This is a genomic window from Clostridiales bacterium (assembly GCA_015243575.1).
Lineage (GTDB): Bacteria > Bacillota > Clostridia > Peptostreptococcales > Anaerovoracaceae > Anoxybacterium > Anoxybacterium hadale.
Genome location: CP042469.1, coordinates 592094 through 612253 on the forward strand (window position 1 = coordinate 592094; position 20160 = coordinate 612253).

The 20160-nt window shown below is 47.2% G+C and carries 16 protein-coding genes; 15 read left to right on the forward strand and 1 reads right to left on the reverse strand.

The window, feature by feature from the left end:
* The first annotated feature begins 235 nt into the window (after window positions 1-235).
* The 5 genes from FRZ06_02430 (at window position 236) to FRZ06_02450 (ending at window position 6888) form a co-directional block, all read left to right on the forward strand.
* The gene (locus FRZ06_02430; protein ID QOX62292.1) at window positions 236-1096 is read left to right on the forward strand and encodes a MerR family transcriptional regulator; all 861 of its coding nucleotides are present in this window, start codon (window positions 236-238) and stop codon (window positions 1094-1096) included.
* Window positions 1097-1181: 85 nt separating this feature from the next.
* A complete protein-coding gene (locus tag FRZ06_02435; GenBank protein ID QOX62293.1) occupies window positions 1182-2408 on the forward strand; it encodes an aspartate aminotransferase family protein in 1227 nt (408 codons plus the stop codon).
* Window positions 2409-2533: 125 nt separating this feature from the next.
* Complete coding sequence (locus FRZ06_02440; protein ID QOX62294.1) at window positions 2534-3898, forward strand: aminotransferase class III-fold pyridoxal phosphate-dependent enzyme; 1365 nt, start codon at window positions 2534-2536, stop codon at window positions 3896-3898.
* A 3-nt stretch (window positions 3899-3901) separates the two neighbouring features.
* Window positions 3902-5266, forward strand: coding sequence for an aldehyde dehydrogenase family protein (locus FRZ06_02445; protein QOX62295.1), 1365 nt, complete (start codon window positions 3902-3904; stop codon window positions 5264-5266).
* Between the two features lie 290 nt (window positions 5267-5556).
* Window positions 5557-6888 carry a butyryl-CoA:acetate CoA-transferase gene (locus FRZ06_02450; GenBank protein QOX62296.1) on the forward strand — a complete coding sequence of 444 codons (1332 nt, stop codon included), beginning with the start codon at window positions 5557-5559 and terminating at the stop codon, window positions 6886-6888.
* 84 nt (window positions 6889-6972) lie between these two features.
* On the opposite strand, the gene FRZ06_02455 is transcribed toward FRZ06_02450, so the two are convergent.
* Window positions 6973-7386: a universal stress protein UspA gene (locus FRZ06_02455; GenBank protein QOX62297.1), complete on the reverse strand. Its 414-nt coding sequence runs from the start codon at window positions 7384-7386 to the stop codon at window positions 6973-6975.
* A 105-nt stretch (window positions 7387-7491) separates the two neighbouring features.
* Between FRZ06_02455 and dinB the strand changes: the two genes are divergently transcribed.
* The 10 genes from dinB (at window position 7492) to FRZ06_02505 (ending at window position 20112) form a co-directional block, all read left to right on the forward strand.
* The gene (gene dinB, locus FRZ06_02460) at window positions 7492-8718 is read left to right on the forward strand and encodes a DNA polymerase IV (protein QOX62298.1); all 1227 of its coding nucleotides are present in this window, start codon (window positions 7492-7494) and stop codon (window positions 8716-8718) included.
* Between the two features lie 266 nt (window positions 8719-8984).
* Entirely contained in the window at window positions 8985-9524 is a 540-nt protein-coding gene (locus FRZ06_02465) for a hypothetical protein (protein QOX62299.1), read from the forward strand.
* 272 nt (window positions 9525-9796) lie between these two features.
* Complete coding sequence (locus FRZ06_02470; protein QOX62300.1) at window positions 9797-10945, forward strand: acyl-CoA dehydrogenase; 1149 nt, start codon at window positions 9797-9799, stop codon at window positions 10943-10945.
* Window positions 10945-11718: an electron transfer flavoprotein subunit beta/FixA family protein gene (locus FRZ06_02475; protein ID QOX62301.1), complete on the forward strand. Its 774-nt coding sequence runs from the start codon at window positions 10945-10947 to the stop codon at window positions 11716-11718. The genes FRZ06_02470 and FRZ06_02475 overlap by 1 nt, the downstream gene beginning before the upstream one ends.
* 76 nt (window positions 11719-11794) lie before the next feature.
* The gene (locus FRZ06_02480; GenBank protein QOX65803.1) at window positions 11795-12805 is read left to right on the forward strand and encodes an electron transfer flavoprotein subunit alpha/FixB family protein; all 1011 of its coding nucleotides are present in this window, start codon (window positions 11795-11797) and stop codon (window positions 12803-12805) included.
* A 312-nt stretch (window positions 12806-13117) separates the two neighbouring features.
* Entirely contained in the window at window positions 13118-14320 is a 1203-nt protein-coding gene (locus FRZ06_02485; protein QOX62302.1) for a sodium ion-translocating decarboxylase subunit beta, read from the forward strand.
* Window positions 14321-14458: 138 nt separating this feature from the next.
* A complete protein-coding gene (locus FRZ06_02490) occupies window positions 14459-14668 on the forward strand; it encodes an acetyl-CoA carboxylase biotin carboxyl carrier protein subunit (protein ID QOX62303.1) in 210 nt (69 codons plus the stop codon).
* A 13-nt stretch (window positions 14669-14681) separates the two neighbouring features.
* Window positions 14682-15839 carry an acyl-CoA dehydrogenase gene (locus FRZ06_02495; GenBank protein QOX62304.1) on the forward strand — a complete coding sequence of 386 codons (1158 nt, stop codon included), beginning with the start codon at window positions 14682-14684 and terminating at the stop codon, window positions 15837-15839.
* A gap of 37 nt (window positions 15840-15876) precedes the next feature.
* A complete protein-coding gene (locus tag FRZ06_02500; GenBank protein QOX62305.1) occupies window positions 15877-17619 on the forward strand; it encodes a glutaconyl-CoA decarboxylase subunit alpha in 1743 nt (580 codons plus the stop codon).
* Window positions 17620-17949: 330 nt separating this feature from the next.
* Window positions 17950-20112, forward strand: coding sequence for a PAS domain S-box protein (locus FRZ06_02505; protein ID QOX62306.1), 2163 nt, complete (start codon window positions 17950-17952; stop codon window positions 20110-20112).
* Window positions 20113-20160 lie beyond the last annotated feature (48 nt).

Below are 20160 nucleotides of genomic sequence, written 5' to 3' on the forward strand. Positions count from 1 at the left end.
CCGAAATCCGCCTCTTTCGGGCCTATTATAATCCTAGGAAAATAGGCTGTAAATCGATTCAAAGTAAAAATATTCAGAAAATTAAAAAAACTATATACATGGTATAATGTTGCAAGTTATTTAATAAACAATGGTATTCGTAATGCTGGTAATCTTGGCAGTGATTAAATCCCTGCAGGCGGCGGTTGGCCTGAGGGTTTAATAGATAAGGGGTAAAGAGAAAGGGGAAATTCCAATGAAAAAGGTGATGGAACATATCACCATCGGAAGCATGGCTAAGATCAACGGGATCTCCGAGCAGACGCTGCGGCTCTATGATCGAATGAGGCTGCTGCAGCCCAGTGAGACCAATCCTGAGACAGGCTATCGCTACTACAACATCAAGCAATGCGCGCAGCTGGATATGATCCAGCATATGAAAGCCCTGGGCATGAATCTCAATCAAATCAGAGAATGCCTTGATGAAAAAGATATCAAGCGCTTTCGCCAGATCCTGAACCTTCAGAAGCAGAACATTGAACGGCAAATTCAGGAGCTTCATTATAAGCAGCAGGCGATTGAACGATCCATTGAAAGCTACAGACGGTATGATTCGGCTCCAGAAGAAAATTCGGTTATTCTGGAGTACATAGAAGAGAGGAGAATCTTTTGCTTTGATACAAAGATCAATTGCTACAGCTACGATATGGATTACTATGAGCATATCCTGAGGTCGCTGAAGAAAAACTATGTGCTTCACAAGCTTCCCAGCTGCTATTTCTGCAATGTGGGCAGCATTATCAGAAAGGACTATTTCCAGCGCAAGGAGCTTTGGGCTACGGAGGTTTTTCTCTTTGTAGAAGATGATTTTGAAGCAGTTGACGGCATCGAAGTGATCCCTGAGGGCATGTATCTTTGTACATACTGTTACGGTTTTAACAAGGAGGAAGAATCCTTGCGACTACTGATGGACTATATCTTCGAGCATAATTACGAGGTAAAAGGAGACTGTATCAGTGAGGTTCTGATTGAATTTCCAACTTTTTACCGCTATGACAGAAATGCTTTTTTTAAGCTTCAGGTACCCGTCAGACAGAAAAAGAAAAAAATAATTTAATCTATTGACTTTGTAATTGCGATAAGGTTTAAGATGGGTTTGGGCTCAGGCAGAACGAGCTTGAAAGAAACGGAGGAATGATGAAGTGCAATTACAAAGCGTCAAATTAACGGCGCAGGAGGTAATCGATCTCACAAATCAATACATGATCGAGACTTACCAGCGCTTTCCCTTTGTCGCGACAAGGGCAAAGGGCATGTACCTCTACGATGAAGAAGATCAGCCCTATCTGGATTTTTACGGCGGCATTGCAGTAAACAATGCAGGAAGCTGCAATGAGAAGGTGGTGGAGGCCATCCGAGATCAGGCGGGAGACATCATACATACCTTCAACTACCCGTACACAATACCACAGGCATTATTGGCCGAGCTGGTCTGTAAAACTTTGGGTATGGAGAAGATCTTCTATCAAAATTCCGGCACAGAGGCCAACGAAGCCATGATCAAGCTGGCAAGAAAATACGGAACGGATCACTACGGACCTGAACGGTACCACATCGTCACAGCAAACAAAAGCTTTCACGGAAGGACTTACGGCGCTATGTCCGCTACCGGACAGCCCGACAACGCTTGCCAGATCGGCTTTAAACCTATGCTCCCGGGGTTCTCCTATGCTGAGTTTAACAACCTTGAGGCATTCGAAAGAGCAGTGACGGAGCAAACGATAGGCATCATGCTGGAACCTGTTCAGGGAGAAGGAGGCGTCTGGCCTGCATCAAAGGAATTCCTGCAGGGGATACGCAAGCTCTGCGACGAAAAAGGTATCCTCTTGATGATTGATGAAATTCAGACAGGCTGGTGCAGAACCGGCAAGGTAATGGGATATATGAATTATGACATCCAGCCTGATATCGTATCCATGGCCAAGGGTCTGGGGGGAGGCATGCCTATTGGTGCCATCTGTACGTCTTCTAAAATTGGAGCAGCCTTCAATCCAGGTTCCCATGGAACCACCTATGGTGGAAATCCGGTCTGCTGTGCAGCCGCCTACGCTCAGGTCAGTGAACTTTTAGATCTGTCCTTGGCTCGTAATGCAGCGGAGACAGGCAGCTACTTTATGCAGAAACTAGCGGAACTGCCCAGAGTCAAACAAATCAGGGGATTAGGCCTTCTGATCGGAGTGGAATTTGATTTTGATGCTGCGGCTGAGATCAAACATAGCTGCCTGGACAGAAAACTTCTTGTCACTGCCATTGGCTCGAACATTATACGAATGATACCGCCTCTCATTGCATCCAAAGACGACTGTGACAGAGCATATGATATTCTAAAGGCCGCCGCGGAGGAAGCCTATAAGCGAAGATGCTTATAGCGAAGCTGCTGATAGAAGAGGTTAACGTCAGAAAGAACGGTTAATTCTAAGGAAGCGCTGATTTGATGGAATATTGTACGGGATGAATCTGCGTTTCGGTAATCTTTGATAAGGGGTGATCAGTGATGAGAAAGAGCTTTGAAGAGGTACTGCAGTATACAAATTATGCAATGAAGACCATTGGGCAAAAATCAATGACAGACGAGGAAAAGGATTATTTCATCAAAGAAACCAGGAATAACTTTGACAATCATATCAATCCGGGTTTTCTTGAGTACCGCAAATCTGCCGGAGCGGACGATATGGCCATGGAATGGATGGCAAGCGGGGATACGTTTGTAGATCTTCACGGAAATACTTATATCGATTGTCTCGGCGGTTTCGGTGCATTTAACTGCGGCCATAGACATCCAAAAGTGGTCGAAACCGTGAAAAATCAGCTGGATAAGCAGCCTCTATCCAGCGCAGAGCTCATCGATGCAAATCGCAGTCTGCTTGCCAGAATTCTGGCGGATGTAACCCCAGGAGAGCTGCAGTATACCTTTTTTACTAGCTCCGGGACAGAAGCTGTGGAATGTGGATTGAAAATGGCAACATTGGCGACTGGAAGGCATTACTATATTGCATTTAAGGGAGACTTCCACGGCAAAACCATGGGAGCCCTTTCCCTGACCTCCAAGGAGCATTTTCGGGGGCCATTCCTTCCGTTGCTTCAAGGAGTCAGACATGCGCCTTTCGGTGATCTGGATTATCTGACTAAGCTTCTTGACATCATGGAATTTACGGGAGAGCTTCCGGCGGCTATCATCTACGAACCCATTCAAGGAGAAGGAGGAGTTCAGATCCCACCGGACGATTTTATCCCAGGAATCAGAGCGCTCTGCGACAAGTATGACATCATGATGGTTGCCGATGAAGTACAGGCTGGGATGGGCAGAACGGGATATCTCTTTGCAACGGATTATTCCAAAGTAGCTCCGGATATTCTTTGTCTTGGAAAGTCCATCTCAGGCAGCGTTGTGCCTCTCAGCGCTTGTGTCTGCACAGAAAGAGCCTTCCGGGGAATGTTTCCCGACCCGCTGCTGCATAGCACAACCACAGGAGGAAATCCCCTTGCAACAGCCGCTGGAATTGCTGCCTTTCATGTAATCCTATCAGAAGATCTTTGCGGAAAGGCACAAAAATCAGGGGCGATCTTCATGGAAGAGCTGGAAAAGCTTCATCAGAAATATCCTGAGCTTCTGACCGCATACAGAGGCAGAGGGCTGATGATAGCAATGGAGTTCTGTGATGGTGACCTGGGTTATGAAGTGGTGTATGAGGCATTTAACAGGAGGCTTCTGCTATCCGGCTCTTTGATCAACGCAAAGACCATCCGTATTGAGCCGCCGCTTAATATTACGGAGGAGCATGTTAGAAAAGCGCTTGAAATCCTTGATGAATCCATGGCAATCGTCTATGCCAAACACTTCGGGAAGGAAAAGGAGTAAACGATGGATACCATTGAATTTGTTTCAGAGCTTATTGCTAAGGCGAGGAAAGCTCAGCAGGAATTCGAGGCATATAGCCAGGAACAAGTGGATCTCGTTGTCAGAGCTGTGGGAAAAGCAGTATATGATAACGGCGCGGAACTGGCGCGTCTTGCAGTAGATGAGACCGGCATGGGAGACTATGAAGATAAAATCATGAAGAACAAGGGTAAGGCCATGGCGGTATGGAATCATCTGAAGGGCAAGAAAAGTGTGGGGATCCTGCGATACATAGAGGAGGAAGGAATCGTCGAGGTTGGTAAGCCCATCGGAATTATCGGAGCGGTTACTCCGGTGACCAATCCTGTAATGACGCCAATGCACAATGCCATGATCGCGCTGAAGGGGAGAAATTCCATTGTAATCTGTCCCCATCCCGGCGGGAAGCGCAGCGGAGTGAAGACCGTGGAGTACATCAATCAGTATCTCAAGGAGCTTAATGCACCGGAGCATCTTGTCCAGGTTGTGGCAGAGCCAACTTTGGATATCTCCAATCTTGTAATGAAGATGACCGACGTCTGCATCTCCACCGGCGGACCAGCCATGGTGAAGGTAGCGTACAGCAGCGGAAAACCAGCCTTTGGAGTGGGTGCAGGAAATAATCAGTGCCTGATTGATGAGGATGCCGATGTTAAGGATGCTGTCCCTAAGATTATTCGAGGAAGAATCTATGACAATGGTGTTCTTTGCACCTGCGAACAGAGTATCATTTGTCCTGATTCCCGTTACGATGAGATCATCAAGGAATTTGAATCGCAGGGGGCTTATTATGTGTCTGATCCCAAAGAGGTTGCTGCCCTAAGAGAGGTGACGTTCCCAGGGGGAGCCTTGAATAAAACCTGCGTTGGACTAAAAGCGATGTACATAGCGGACATGGCGGGGATAAAAATCAGCCCGGAGACAAAGCTTCTGATTGTAAAAGCTGAAGGGGCGGGAAAAGCTGATCCTTTCGCAAAAGAAAAGCTATTTCCCATCCTTGCTGCGTATCGATATCAGACATGGGAAGAGGGCGTCGCCATCGTGAATGCAAATCTGGAGGTTGAGGGGAAAGGGCACAGCATGGTGATCCATTCTTTCAACAAAGCGCATATTGAATATGCGGCAGAGAATATTCCCGTATCCCGATTCCTGATCAACGGAATCGGATCAAGCGGCCTTGGCGGAGCATACACTAACGGTCTTGCACCCACAGGTACATTGGGCTGCGGTTCCTGGGGCAACAACAGCCTCAGTGAAAATCTCAGCTACCGTCATCTGATTAATATCAGCAGGATTGCTTACACCAATCCCAATGCCCATATTCCAACCCCGGAGGAAATCTGGAGTTAACCTATTTCTCTTTTGCCTGGGAGGCGCAGGCTAGTAGGAGTAAAGGTAAAATTGGGTCATAGAGTCGGCAGGAGGATTCCATCTGCCGGCTTTTTCATTCTGTAGGAATCTTCTGCAGCAAATCAAACGAAACAACTGGAAGAATTTTTATCAATTCTAGAAAATATTTCTTGATCAGCTTACCTATTATCGATACAATGATTAACATGGGTTGACAAAAAAATAACATTGTTTGTAAAAGCAAATTTGTCTGCCGATGTTAGATTAAATGATTCAGAGGAGAATTCAGCATGATTATGGACCAATACAGAAATAAATGTGTCACAGCGGATGAAGCAGTCAAAGTAATCAAGGATGGTGACTGGGTCGAATTCGGGTGGGGAGCAAGCTATGCAGGGCTGCTGGCAGAAGCCATCGACAAAAGAAGAGATGAACTTCATGATGTCAATCTTCGGGGAGGTGTTATTTTAAAACCCCTGCCGTTTATTGAAAATGATCCTGAGGGAGAACACTTCACATGGAACAGCATGCACCTGAGCGGATACGAGAGAAAGCTTGCCGCCAAAGGTCTTGCTTACTACATTCCGATCAAATATTCCGAAGTACCTAGATACATACGAGAAAACTGCCGCACTGATGTTGTTGCAATTCAGGTTGCACCAATGGATGAATATGGCTATTTCAATTTCGGGGTGTCCATTTCCCATTATGCAGCAGTCATCGAAATGGCCAGAACCGTCATAGTAGAAGTCAACGAGGATATGCCTAAGGTTCATGGCGGATATGAGCATACGGTACATATATCACAGGTGGATTATATCGTGGAGGCCGGACGGTGTGGACTGCCCACCCTTCCTTCTGCAGCACCGTCTGAAATAGATAAAATGATCGCTGATCACGTGCTGTCCGAATTGATGGACGGCGCTTGTATCCAGCTGGGAATCGGCGGGATGCCAAACGCACTGGGCAAAATGATAGCGGATTCCGATCTGAAGGATTTGGGAATCCATACGGAAATGCTGGTAGACGGCTTCGTGGATATGGTAGAGGCAGGAAGAGTAACCGGGCTAAAGAAGAACATCGACAAGGGGAGAATGGCATATTCTTTTGCAGCCGGTTCTCCGAAGCTCTATGACTTTATGCACGATAACCCATCCATTGCCGCTTATCCTGTGGACTATACAAACAATCCCTTCATCGCCGCACAGATCGATGGTCTGATTTCCATCAACAGTGCCGTAGAAATCGATCTGTCAGGTCAAGTGTGTTCGGAAACCGCTGGGCCAAAGATCATCAGCGGTTCCGGAGGACAGCTTGATTTTGTGGAAGGTGCATATAATTCGAAAGGAGGGAAGAGCTTCATCTGTCTTCCTTCAACCTTTACGGATAAAGCCGGAACACTTCACTCCAGAATCAAGGGAATGATGACCTTGGGATCGGTTATCACGGATACCAGAGCAGGGGTTCAATACGTCGTGACAGAATACGGAAAGGTGAATCTGAAGGGGATGTCCTCGTGGCAGCGTGCCGAGGCGCTGATCTCCATCGCTCATCCTGATTTCCGAGATGAGCTCGTTGCTGAGGCAAAAGAACTGAAAATCTGGAGAAAGAAAAACAAATAGGGGTTTTGAAGCTAAAATAAGGAAAAAGGGTAAATAAAAAGCTTTCGGCGGGAACAAATCCCGTTGAAAGCTTTTTTCTATTTCTCAGGAAGGAATCACGATCAGCTCTGCCTTGCCAGAAACACGTTCTCTTAGTTTTTCCACTACGCTTGACCTAGTTTCGGCTTCGCCGGATTCCCCTAAAATCACATGAGTGATCTTATTTTTTGTAACCAGATCCTCAAGGGTTTCCAGAACATCATTGGAACGGACAACCGTAAGATTTGCACCATATTCCAATGCTTTCTCATAAAGATACTCCAGCGCTTCCCCTTCTTTGGAGTTCCCTAAAAATTTGATCTGATAATGGGCTACATGTATTATAAAAAGTTCGCCTTTCTGATCACCAAGAAAGTCATGTCCATATCGGATCAAGCGATCACAGGTTTTCTGCTGTGTAACGCAGACCATTACATTTTTCATTTTATCTCCATCCCTATTAAAACTTACAGCAAACATTGCAGCCTGCTCGGAAGGCCCAAACAGGCCGCATCCTATGTCTATTATTATACACTAGCGCAGGGTTGTTTGCTAGTGTAAAATATAAGTTGGAGGTCGCGTAAAATGGACAGAACCATACTGCATTGTGACATGAATGGATTTTATGCATCGGTGGAACTTTTGGCACTCCCGGAGCTAAAAGGCAAGCCTGTGGCAGTCTGCGGCAATCCGGACAACCGGCATGGAATTATTCTTGCAAAAAATGAAGAAGCCAAGGCTTATGGCGTTGTAACGGCCGAGACCGTGTGGCAGGCAAGAAAGAAATGTCCTGATTTGATTTTAGTACCGCCTCACCATGATCGGTATCGGAGTTACTCGCAGAAAATTAACGAGATTTATGCCAGATATACCGATAGAGTGGAGCCCTTCAGCATCGACGAATCCTGGCTGGATGTTTCCGGGAGTCTGAAGCTGTTTGGGACGGGAAAAGAAATTGGGGATACCATCAGAGAGACTGTAAAGAAAGAGCTTGGCCTTACCCTTTCCGTCGGAGTTTCCTTTAATAAGGTTCTTGCAAAAATGGGAAGTGAATATAAAAAACCTGACGCCACAACGGTGATTAACAGAGACAACTTTCGAAAAATTTTATGGCCTCTTCCGGTACGTGAGCTTTTTTTTGTAGGAGGGGTTACGGCGGACAAGCTTGAGAAGGCTGGGATCAAGACGATTGGTGATCTTGCCGTATATAATCGAACGTTGATCTGCAGCATGCTCGGGAAACAAGGGGCAGTGATTCACGATTACGCCAACGGCATTGATGACAGCCCCGTCTGTCTTTCCTGCGAGCGACAGAAGATTAAATCAGTGGGAAACGGGATGACTTTCAAACGGGATTTGGTGGGGCTTGCTGATATTAAGACTGCGATTCTGGCCTTGTCCGACACCGTTGCCACCCGGCTGAGAAGCTATGAACTGAAATGTCAAGGCGTTAAGGTAGACATTAAGGATCCTATGTTTAAAACCATTTCCAGGCAGAAGCAGCTTTCTTCGGCAAGCAATCTGGCGGAGGAGATCGGGGCAGCTTCTCTTGAGTTGATATGCAAATACTGGAGAATGAATGAGCCTATTCGTATGCTTACAGTCACTGGAATCAGTCTGGTTGACGAAGGAGAAGCGGAACAGCTAAGCCTTTTTGTCGCAGAGCAAAAGGATCGTGAAAAATCAGAGACCATTGAGCGAACGCTGGATGCCATTCGAAAAAAATACGGCGGCAGTGCCATCACCTTTGGCGGAATTTTGAAAAATGATATCGGCATAGAGCTTCACGAAATGGTTCAGGAAGACGGATAACGGTTGACGCTGAGGGAATGAGATATTATAATAGATGCGGATCAAGGTACGAAATTTGCGGATATTCCACAAATTTCGATTTGCGTGCATCTATTGTATCGGTGTGAAGCAAGCCGGAGCAGCGGCTTGCACGGATGATATAATAGATGCGAACTAAGGTGCGAAATTTGCGGGTATTCTACAAATTTCGATTTGCATGCATCCATTGTATCGGTGTGAAGCAAGCCGGAGCCATCTAGATAAAACTGCAAACAAGGAGGACTATCGTGAGAGTTTTTAAAATAGCAGCAGGTGTGATTCTCGTCATAACGGGGATATTTTGTTTCGCCGCTCCGGGGGCCACATTCGTTTCTGTTGCATTTATACTGGGCTGTGCGATGCTGCTGTCCGGAATCAGCGGCGTTACAGCATACCTATGGATCGGAAAAAAGAGGGAGGTACCATATCTGCTTTTAGCAGAGGGAGTAACCTCAATTCTGTTGGGAATACTAGTTTTAGCCAATCAGATTATCGCTGAAGCCGCAGTTCCGGTGTTCTTTGGACTTTGGGTGATGTTTTCCGGTGTACTGCGTGTTGCAGATGGGGTTTCGCGAATGAAACAAGATCTGCGGGACTGGAGCTGGCTTGTGATTTTAGGAGCCGTTGGCACAATTACAGGCATGTATTCCTTTTTCAATACCGTACTCTTTGACTTCTCACCGGTGATGCTGACAGGTATTCTCTTCGTCATGCAGGGAATCCATGTTCTCATAGCTGGTGTTAGCCTTTCCTTTCACCCCAGGAAAAAGACGAAAGCTGCAAAATAGACTTACATAAAAACTTAATCCGGTAATGAAACGGTATATTTACAAAGAAATATAATTGAGAGACGGAGCCTCGTTCAATCGAACGGGGTTTTTTGATTGCCTAAAATCCGTACACCTGTACGGATTTCCCTACAGTATGACAGGGCTCGAAGGGCAGCTGGTACTGTAACTTCCTTTCAATTTCAGCCTTTCTTTTGCTAGCGTCAATTGGCACACTTCTTGCGATTTAAATATAACAAAGGCAAAGACAACAGAAAGGGGGATTACAACCTATGAAGTTTGATTTGGAAGAAGACCACGTTATGATGCGAAAAATGGTCCGTGATTTTGCGGAAGAGGAGTGTGGGCCTGGTGCAGAGGAGCGGGACGAGCAAGAGGAGTTCCCGCTGGAGTTATGGGCAAAATGCGGTGAACTGGGTCTGGCTGGAATCACTTTTCCGGAGGAATATGGCGGGGTAGGTGCTGATTATATCTCCTATGCCATTGCGATTGAGGAGATTTCAAGGGTTGATGCTTCTTTAGGGGTGACCATCTCAGCCCATTCCAGTTTGTGCGCAAACCCCATCTATCTCTTCGGGAATGAGGATCAGAAACAGAAGTACCTGCCTCCTCTGGCAGCAGGCGAAAAGCTGGGTGCATTCGGACTGACGGAATCAATGGCGGGCTCTGATGCTTCCGGTACCAGAACTACCGCTGTTAAAGACGGAGAGGAATATGTATTAAACGGTTCAAAGATCTTTATCACAAACGGATATTATGCGGATACTTATGTGGTTACAGCTCAAATGGATAAAGCAAAGGGGAACAAAGGTATTGCAGCTTTCATCGTGGAAAAGGGCACCCCCGGCTTCACCTTTGGCAAAAAAGAAAAAAAGATGGGGATCCGATCATCTGCTACCTACGAGCTTGTCTTTGAGAACTGCCGGCTACCTGCCTCCAATCTGCTGGGGGGAGAAGGGCAAGGCTTTAAAATTGCAATGATTACCCTTGATTATGGTAGAATCGGCATCGCAGCGCAAGCCTTGGGAATTGCGCAGGGTGCCTTTGAGCAAGCGCTGAAATATTCTAAAGAGCGGTCTCAATTCGGCAAAACTTTATCTGAAATGGATGTGATTCGGTTCAAGCTGGCAGATATGGCTCTTCAGATCGAAGCGGCCAGGCTGATTGTCTATCAGGCGTGCTATCTTGCTAATGAACATAGACCCATTTCCAAGCATTCAGCCATGGCAAAAGTTTTTGCTGCGGAAACTGCAAACAGCGTGACAACTCAAGCAGTACAAATTCTTGGGGGGTATGGATACACCCGTGACTATCCGGTGGAGCGCATGATGCGGGATGCAAAGATTACGGAAATCTATGAGGGAACCAGCGAGATTCAGAGAGTGGTCATAGCAGCCAGCATTTTGAAGGAGGGAAATTAATGAATATCATCGTTTGCCTGAAGCAGACATTTGATACGGAAGCGAAAATTCAAATAAACAGCAGCGGGGGGATCGACAGCACCGGAGTAAATCTGGTCATCAATCCATATGACGAGTTCGCTGTTGAGGAGGCGCTGAAGCTGAAAGAAGCTTTCGGCGGAACGGTTACCCTTGTCTGTATGGGCAGGGAGAAGGCCCAGGAGGCATTGCGAACTGCCCTTGCTATGGGCTGTGATCAGGCTGTTCTCATCTGCGATCCCGCCCTCGTGAATGCCGATGAATGGGTGGTTGCAGAAGTACTGGCAAAAGCAGTAGGTCAGCTTCCTTTTGATCTCATTCTGACAGGTCGCATCGCAGTAGATGATGGGTCGGGACAGGTGGCAGTTCGATTGGCGGAAGCACTTCATATTCCATCGGTGAGCAGCATACTCAAGCTGGAAGCCGAAGATGGAAAGGCCACTGTCACTAGGGAAATTGACGGCGGAACGGAGTTGATTGAAGTCAGTCTGCCTGCAGTATTTACCGCACAGAAAGGACTGAATATACCGCGCTACCCGACGATGCTCGGTATTATGAAAGCAAAGAAAAAAGAACTCAAGGTGTTGACCCTCACTGACCTTGATATGGCAGTTGAAACAGCTGTACCAAAGATGAAATGTCTGTCCTGCAGCCTTCCAAAACCCAGAACGGGAGGAAAAAAATTGGATTATCAACCGAGTGAAGCAGCAAAAGAATTAGCGCGTTTGCTTCGAGAAGAAGCAAAGGTAATTTAGAAGGGAGGAAGGGTTTATGACAGAAGGGACTATGGCAGAAGGGACTATGGCAGAAGGGACTATGGCAGAAGGGATTATGCTGGAAGGGCTTGTGACAGAAGATATTAAGCCGGAAGGAATCTATGTCATTCTTGAATCAGCGGGTATGGAAATTCGGAAAGTTTCGTTGGAATTGTTGAGTAAATGCAGAGAGATTGCTGATCTGTCAGGTGAGGTTTTAACGGCGGTTATTGCCGGAAAAGAAACGGAACGTTTTGCACAGAAAGCAGCAGCATATGGCGCGGACCGGGTCATCCTTCTGGAAGATGACAGGCTGGCTCTCTATACGACAGGCGCATATACCTCAGTGCTGAATCGGCTGATCCGGAAAGAAAATCCAAAGGCCGTGATTCTGGGAAACACTGCAGTGGGTAAGGATTTGGCTCCACGCCTTGCCCAGCGGCTCGGTACTGGAATGGCCTCTGACTGTACGGGAATGGAGTGGGACGAACGATATTTCATAAAGTTCAGTCGTCCAGTATATGGCGGAAAAGCTTTTCTAGAAGCAGTCTCCGATGCGTATCCCATAATGGCAACGATAAGACCCAATACCTTTGCTCTTGGTGTAGAGGATGATAACCGAAGTGCTGAGGTCATACGAGAAAGTACTGAAATTGACGGGGAGGATCTGAGAGCCATCGTAAAAGATATCGCCATGACTGTTTCACAGCGTCCAGAACTCATTGAAGCGGACATCATTATATCCGGAGGCAGAGGGATGAAAGGCCCTGAAAATTATCAGATTCTCGAAGCGTGTGCCGACGTCATTGGTGCGGCTGTGGGCGCTTCAAGAGCAGCTGTGGATGCGGGATGGATCGAACAGAAATTTCAAGTGGGGCAGACGGGGAAAACCGTATCCCCAACTCTATATATCGCCTGCGGGATCTCCGGCGCAATTCAGCACCTTGCAGGAATGGGATCTTCCAAGGTCATCGTAGCAATCAATAAAGACCCTGATGCGAACATCTTCAATCTTGCTGATTATGGGATCGTGGGAGACCTATTTGAAATTGTGCCCTTGCTTACGGAAGAATTCCGAAAGCTGTAGAAAGGAAGAGAGGATCATGACTGACTTCACCCTTTTGGAGTTGATTGCTGCGGCGGCACTGGCTGTTGCAGGAGCATTCTGCTTTATATGGAATATCAGAAGAGAATTAAAATAAGGGTTTGGCCGTACAAAAGAGGGCCAAAGGGAAGGGAGAATAGGAATGAAGGAAGCCATACTGGTTGCGCTTGAAGTCTATTATATGGGATTTATTATCTCCATTCTGATCGCAGCGCTGATCAAGGGAATCCTGCTGGTGATACGTCGTTTCACTCCGAAAAAAGGAGTGGAAGCAGAGAGGAAGGAGGCAGCAGAATGAATCTGGCCATGTTGTTTCAGGGCGTGGGGACGCTCTTCTATCAGGATCCTAAAATAGCAGTTGCCAGAATTGTTCTGATTCTTCTGGGAATCCTTCTGGTGTATCTTGGGAAAAAGGAGGTGTTGGAACCTCTGATTATGATTCCTATGGGTTTTGGGATGTCGGCGGTGAATGCCGGAGTGCTGTTTTTGTCCGCTTCACAGACAGGAACCATCTTTATCGATCCCATGGTAACAGAGACAAATGGGTTGATGCAGATTCTGCAGATCGACTTTCTGCAGCCCATCTACACGTTTACTTTCAGCAATGGTTTAATCGCATGCATTGTATTCATGGGGATCGGCGTGATCTCTGATGTGGGAAATGTATTGAGATATCCTTTTACCAGTATGCTCATCGCTTTGTGTGCTGAGCTGGGAACCATTGTGACCTTTCCCATTGCCCATGCCATGGGACTCAGCTGGGGGGAAGCGGCGGCTGTTTCCATCATTGGAGGGGCAGACGGACCGATGGTACTGTTTACCTCATTGATTCTGGCAAAGGAACTGTTTGTACCGATCACCATCGTTGCGTATCTATATCTAAGCCTCACCTATGGGGGGTATCCGTTCCTCATCAGGCTGCTGGTACCAAAGGAATTGAGGGGTATCGCTCTGAAGTCATCCAAGCGGAATGATGTGACTTCAGGAGAAAAAATTGCCTTTGACATGATTGCCTCTACTGTGCTCTGCTTGCTGTTTCCGGTGGCAGCACCCCTGTTTTTAAGTTTCTTTCTGGGAAATGCCATCAAGGAGTCAGGGATAACGAAATATATACAGATGCTGGAAGATGTTTTTCTATATGCAGCGACCTTTTTTCTTGGACTAATGCTGGGCGTATTGTGCGAGGCAAGCACGATCCTAAATCCAAAGATTTTGATTTTGCTGGTGCTGGGAATGGTAGCGTTGCTGCTTTCGGGAATCGGCGGGATTGCAGGAGGCTATCTCGTCTATCTGATCAACCATAAAAAGTTTAATCCAGCTGTAGGAATTGCAGGGGTCTCCTGCGTCCCCACAACAACAAAGGTAGCACAGAAAGAGGTATCCCGCGTCAATAAGCGCTGCGTGATCTTGCAGTATGCCATGGGCGCGAATATCTGTGGGGTGATTACTACTGCAATACTAACAGGAATCTACATCACGATTGTACCGCTGCTTTAAATCTGCCGGTACAACTATATTCAGACCAGTTGAAATTTGGGAATCTGTCTTTTACCGGATACTGTTTTCCAACTAGAAATGTAGGCAAGGCAAAACGCCGCACCAATTGAAAGGATTATATAATAGGAGGGATTGAAAATGGGAGAATTAACAAGCCCAATGGCAGGGAGAGTTCAGGAAATTCATGTAACAGCAGGCCAGATGATTACAGAGGATGACGAACTGTTTATCATCGAAGCCATGAAGATGGAAAACGCAGTTTATGGAGATCCGGGCATCGTGAAAGAAGTTCTGGTCAAGGTAGGCGACAAAGTAGAAGAGGACGATGTCCTGGCAATTATAGAATAAGGGGGATAAATCGATGGATTTTGGATTGACGGAAGAACAGAAAATGGTGCAGGACATGGCCAGAAGTTTTGCTGAAAAAGAGATTGCGCCATATGTGGAAGAGGATGAGGAGAACCACTACTATCGCAGAGAAATTCTGACCAAAATGGGAGAGCTGGGACTTCTGGGATGGAATATTCCTGAGGAATACGGCGGGAACGGAATGGGCTGGATGGAGGGTGTCACTGCACTTTACGAAATTGCCAAGGTACATACGAGCTGGCGGCTGAGCATCAGCGGCAATTGCTGGGGGCCAGCCATGACCATCAATGAGTGGGGGACAACGGAGCAGAAAGAAAAGTATATTCCTGATCTGGTAAGCGGTCAAGCGGTGGGAAGCTTTGCAATGACCGAGGCTAACTCTGGATCAGATGTGGGAAGCATGAAAACCTTTGCAGCAGACAAAGGAGATCACTGGCTGCTGAATGGTTCAAAAATGTGGATTTCAGGGGGCCATGCAAGCGATATCGGACTGGTTTATGCCGTCACAACAGAGGGTGGGGGCCCCAAGGGGCTGTCCTGTTTTATCATTGATTACAATCATACACCGGGCATCACAAGAATTCCAATCACAAAGAAAGTAGGAATGTGGACTGCGCCTACTTCAGAGATTGTATTCGAAAATGCTGTGGTACCTAAGGAAAATTTGCTGGGACCTGTGAATAAGGGATTTCAGATCTGTATGTGGATGCTGAACAATACCCGCATGGGCTGTGCCACCGGTGCTGCGGCACTTTCTGCAGCCTGTCTGGAAGGAGCGGTTCAGTATGCCAATGAACGGACGCAATTCGGACAGCAGATCGGAAAGTTCCAGATGATCCAGCAGCAGATAGCGGAGATGAAGCTAGAGGATGAGGCAGCAAAATTCTTGGTGCTCCGTGCAGCATGGCTGAAGGAAAACAAGCTTCCGAGCCAGCAGGAAACCTCCATGGCAAAACTCTTTGCATGCAATGCCGCAGTCCATGGGGCTAACACTGCAATGAAAATCTATGGTTCTTACGGGTATTCCACTGAATATCCCTGCGGACGGTGGCTTCGGGATGCAAAACAGTTTGAAACACTAGAGGGAACCTCAAATATTCACATGGGAATCGTAGCGGGCATTGAGCTGGGGTATCAGCCCAACAGGTAGAAATGAGCAGAGCATATGACTGAAAGGAGAAGGAAAGATGATTGAAAAAGATTTTTCACTGCATTCCTATTTTAAGAATATGCCAGGGATCGGAAGTGAATTGACGCGCACTCTGAAAAAGAATGTCGAGGAAATAAAAGAGCAGGAAGACCTCATTGCACTGGAGTTTGAACGGGTAAAGCAGAATGGAAAAGCGACGGAGGCAATGAATGAAAAGGGGGAGTGGACCGCATGGCAGCGGCTGGAATATCTCGTTGATCCCGGCACATGGTGTCCCTTGCATACCATATATGATCCTCTGGAAAATGAGGAAGGAAATACGGGAGTGATCGACGGCATCGGTAGGATTGATGGTAAATGGGCGGTAATTATCGCTTCCAATAATAAAGTTATGGCTGGTGCATGGCTTTCCGGACAGGCTGATAATGTGCTTCGCGTAACCGATATGGCAAAACTGCTGCATTTGCCTTTGGTTTGGGTGCTGAACTGCAGCGGAGCAAAGCTTATGGAACAGGAACGTCTTTATGCCAACCGCAGAGGAAGCGGGACTCCTTTTTTCCGCCATGCTGAGCTTCAGAAGCTGGGGATTCCCATTATCGTAGGCATTTACGGAACCAATCCTGCGGGTGGCGGCTATCATGCCATCAGCCCTACCATACTCATCGGTCATAAGAAATGTAATATGGCTGTGGGAGGTGCGGGAATCGTCAGTGGTATGGCACCAAAAGGCTATATTGATGAGGAGGTTGCCGAAGCACTCATCGATGCAACAAAGAAATTTAAGACAACGCCGCCAGGGCGCGTGGAGATTCATCACAACGGTACTGGCTTTATCAGAGAGGTCTGCGACACAGAGGAAGAGGTACTCGACGAGATCAAGCGATATTTAGGAACGCTTCCTTCCTATGATGCGGAATTTTTCCGGGTAGGGGAACCCACAGAGCCAAAGTATCCTGATTCGGATCTTTACAGCCTGATCCCCTTGAATCAGAAGCGAATCTATTCCATGTCGGAAGTTCTTGCCCGTCTCTTTGACGGTAGTGAGCACATGGAGTTTCGTCCGGAATACGGGCCGGAGATTTATTGCGGCCTTGCAAAGATCGATGGCTATCTGTGCGGTTTTGTTGCCAACAACCAAGGTGGCTTGGGTACAGGCTATCCTCATTACGCAGAGTATGATGGGATCGGAGGCAAGCTGTACAGGGAAGGTCTGATTAAGATGAATGAATTTGTTACCCTGTGCGGACGAGATCGAATTCCTATGATCTGGGTTCAGGATACCACAGGAATCGATGTGGGAGATACCGCAGAACAGGCAGAGATGCTGGGTCTGGGGATGTCGCTGATCTATTCCATCGAGCAGTCGGAAACCCCTATGATGACCATTGTTCTCAGAAAAGGAACCGCCGCTGCCCATTACGTTCTCGGCGGGCCCCAGGCAAACAATAATAATGTCTTTACCTTGGGCACGGCGGCCACCGAAATCTACGTCATGCATGGGGAGACCGCAGCAGCTGCATCCTATGCAAGAAGACTTTTGAAGGATCGGGAGGACGGAAAGCCACTGGATGGCACCATCGGAAAAATGAATGAGATCATCCATCAGTACAATGAAAAATCCAGACCTGCCTATTGTGCAAAAAAGGGATTTGTTGATGAGATTGTTGCGCTTCCGGAGCTTCGTAATTACTGCAGAGCCTTTGTGGGGGCTTATTATCAAAACCCCAGATCCATCTGCGCCGTCCACCAGATGCTGACCCCAAGGCTTATCAAGGGTTAGGCGTAAAATTCTTAGATCAAAGTGCCACAGCCCTCCGCAGTATGGGGGCTGTGTTTTTTAGGAAAGGGAAAAAAATCCGGGAAGGAAAGGAAGACGATCCCGCGGAGAAAATATACATAGCCTCATCGCTAAAATTCTACAATGTTCTATTTTTTTATATTCTACAATGATCCAGTAAAAGGTTTCAGGCAAGTTTTGAGAAAGCGATGTGGTGTATTGACCGGATGTGGTAGATTGACCACCTCATCCGGTCAATACACTGGGAACTAAATCGGCTGTGAAGTGGGGTGCGCTGACACCTCTCACAGGGAGTAGAAAGGGTCGATACGAATGGATGCCGTTCAGTATAAAAATTTTTCAGAGGGCTTTACGGTGGAACAGATGATGAACCGCAATTTTAAGGTGCTTCATCCTGAAGACTCTCTGCGCAAGGTCATCGAGTACTATCAGCAGTTCAAGGTAAACACCCTGCCTGTTGTAAATGAAACAGATAAGCTCATTGGCGTGTTTCCTAAGAAACGACTTTATAAGGCGCTTCTGGAGGGGGCGGATTTGGAAACACCCTGCGGTACATATATGGTGGAGCATCCGATTTTCATTACGGTGGACAGGACTTACGATGAGTATTCACTGGTGGTGCGGGTGACGAAGAGTAAGGTAGACAATGTAGTGGTACTTGACCGCTCCGGCCGAGTTGCAGGCATGATTGGGACGGGAGAGTACCTGCGGGGAAGTCTGAGCGTAATCATGGCCTCCTCTGCGCTTATGGAATCGCTCTTTCGTGTGAATTATGAAGGAATCATCATAACGAATCAAAACGGAATCCTGCTGCGGATCAATCCTGCTGCTGCCAAGCTGTTTGGATTAGAAGCGGAGCTTGTCAAGGGAAAGGCGCTGGAAAACCTCCTTCCTGAGATCGAAATCTCAGAGGAGCGCAGGATCGGCCAAAAGATGATACTGAATGGAATTCCTGTTATCGTCAGTCAGGTGCCCATCATCGAAAATGGAGAAAAAATTGGATTCAGCTTTGCATTTTTAGATATTTCGGACATGGAGAAGATTGCGCGGGAACTGGAGCTGGTGAAAGAACTTCAGCACACTGTTGATGGAGTCCTCAGCGCCTCTTCTGACGGTGTCTTTGTTTCTGATCCGGAGGGTATTGTCAGATATGTAAACGAAAGGGCCTGCCGCCTTCTGTCCTGCAAGGCAGAAGACATTATCGGCAAATCAATTCGTGATCTGCTGCGCCTTGATGAAAAACAATCTACCGGTTCTGCCGCGACCATCAACTGCGTGGAAACCGAACGGAAAAATCGGACGGGAAAAAGCGGAACAGGAGCAGCGGCAGGAGCAGGGGTTGACGTTTGTAATGTACAAGGGAAGCATTGTATCGTTTCTCATATTCCCTTTCTAAGGAATGAGCGTCAGAGCATTGTCAGCACGGTATACCTTAATGATAATGCCGTAACTGAGGAGATTGCAAGGAAATGGCTCTATCTGAACCAGCAGGTGCAGTATTACAGGGATCAGCTTGAAAAAAGAAATGAAGGCGGAAGATTCCAGAAAATGGTTAGCCATAACCCAGCATTTACTAAGATAAAAAACGAAGCTCAGTTGATTGCCCGAAGCAGCTCGACGGTTTTGCTTACGGGAGAGAGCGGAGTCGGCAAGGACATGTTTGCCCGGGGAATTCATGAAGCCAGCCCCAGGGCAAAACAGCCGTTTATTAAAGTAAGCTGTGTATCCATACCGGAAACCTTATTTGAATCAGAGCTTTTCGGATATGCACCGGGTTCCTTTACCGGAGCATTGAAGAACGGAAAACCCGGATATTTTGAGCGTGCAAATAAAGGAACGGTTTTCCTGGATGAAATTGGCGATATGCCAATGTCAATTCAGGCAAAGCTGCTTCAGGTGCTTCAGGAGAAAGAGTTCACCAGAGTCGGAGGTTCAGGGAAACAGTCGGTTGACGTGCGGATCATTGCCGCTACCAATCGGGATCTTCGAAAAGCCATTGCCGAGAAGACCTTTCGGGAGGATTTATATTACAGGCTGAATGTCATAGCATTTCAACTTCCTCCGCTAAGGGAGCGCCCGGAGGATATTGCAGCTCTGGCCGATGCTTTTGTGGAAAAGTACAACGGAATTTTGGGAGCGAGGGTAAGGGGAATCAGCCTTGGAGCTAGGGACGCGCTCCAGGGATATTCCTGGCCAGGGAATATTAGAGAACTGGAAAATGCGATTGAAAGGGCGGCCAATTATGTCTGGGAGGGAGAGATCGGCGTGGAAAATCTTCCTTCTCAAATTGTATCCAGCGCACAGCCTGAAGAACATCCTCCGCTATCCTACCGGACCAGTCTCATCGGTTTTGAACGTGAGATGCTGCAGGAGGCTCTAAATAAAACAAACGGAAACAGGAGCGCTGCAGCCAGGCTGCTTCATCTGAGCAGATCTTCCTTTTATGACAGACTGGAGAAATACGGTATGAAATGAAATGGAGGAAGCAGCAGCCATCTGCAAGAAAAAAAGTAGCCACATTCT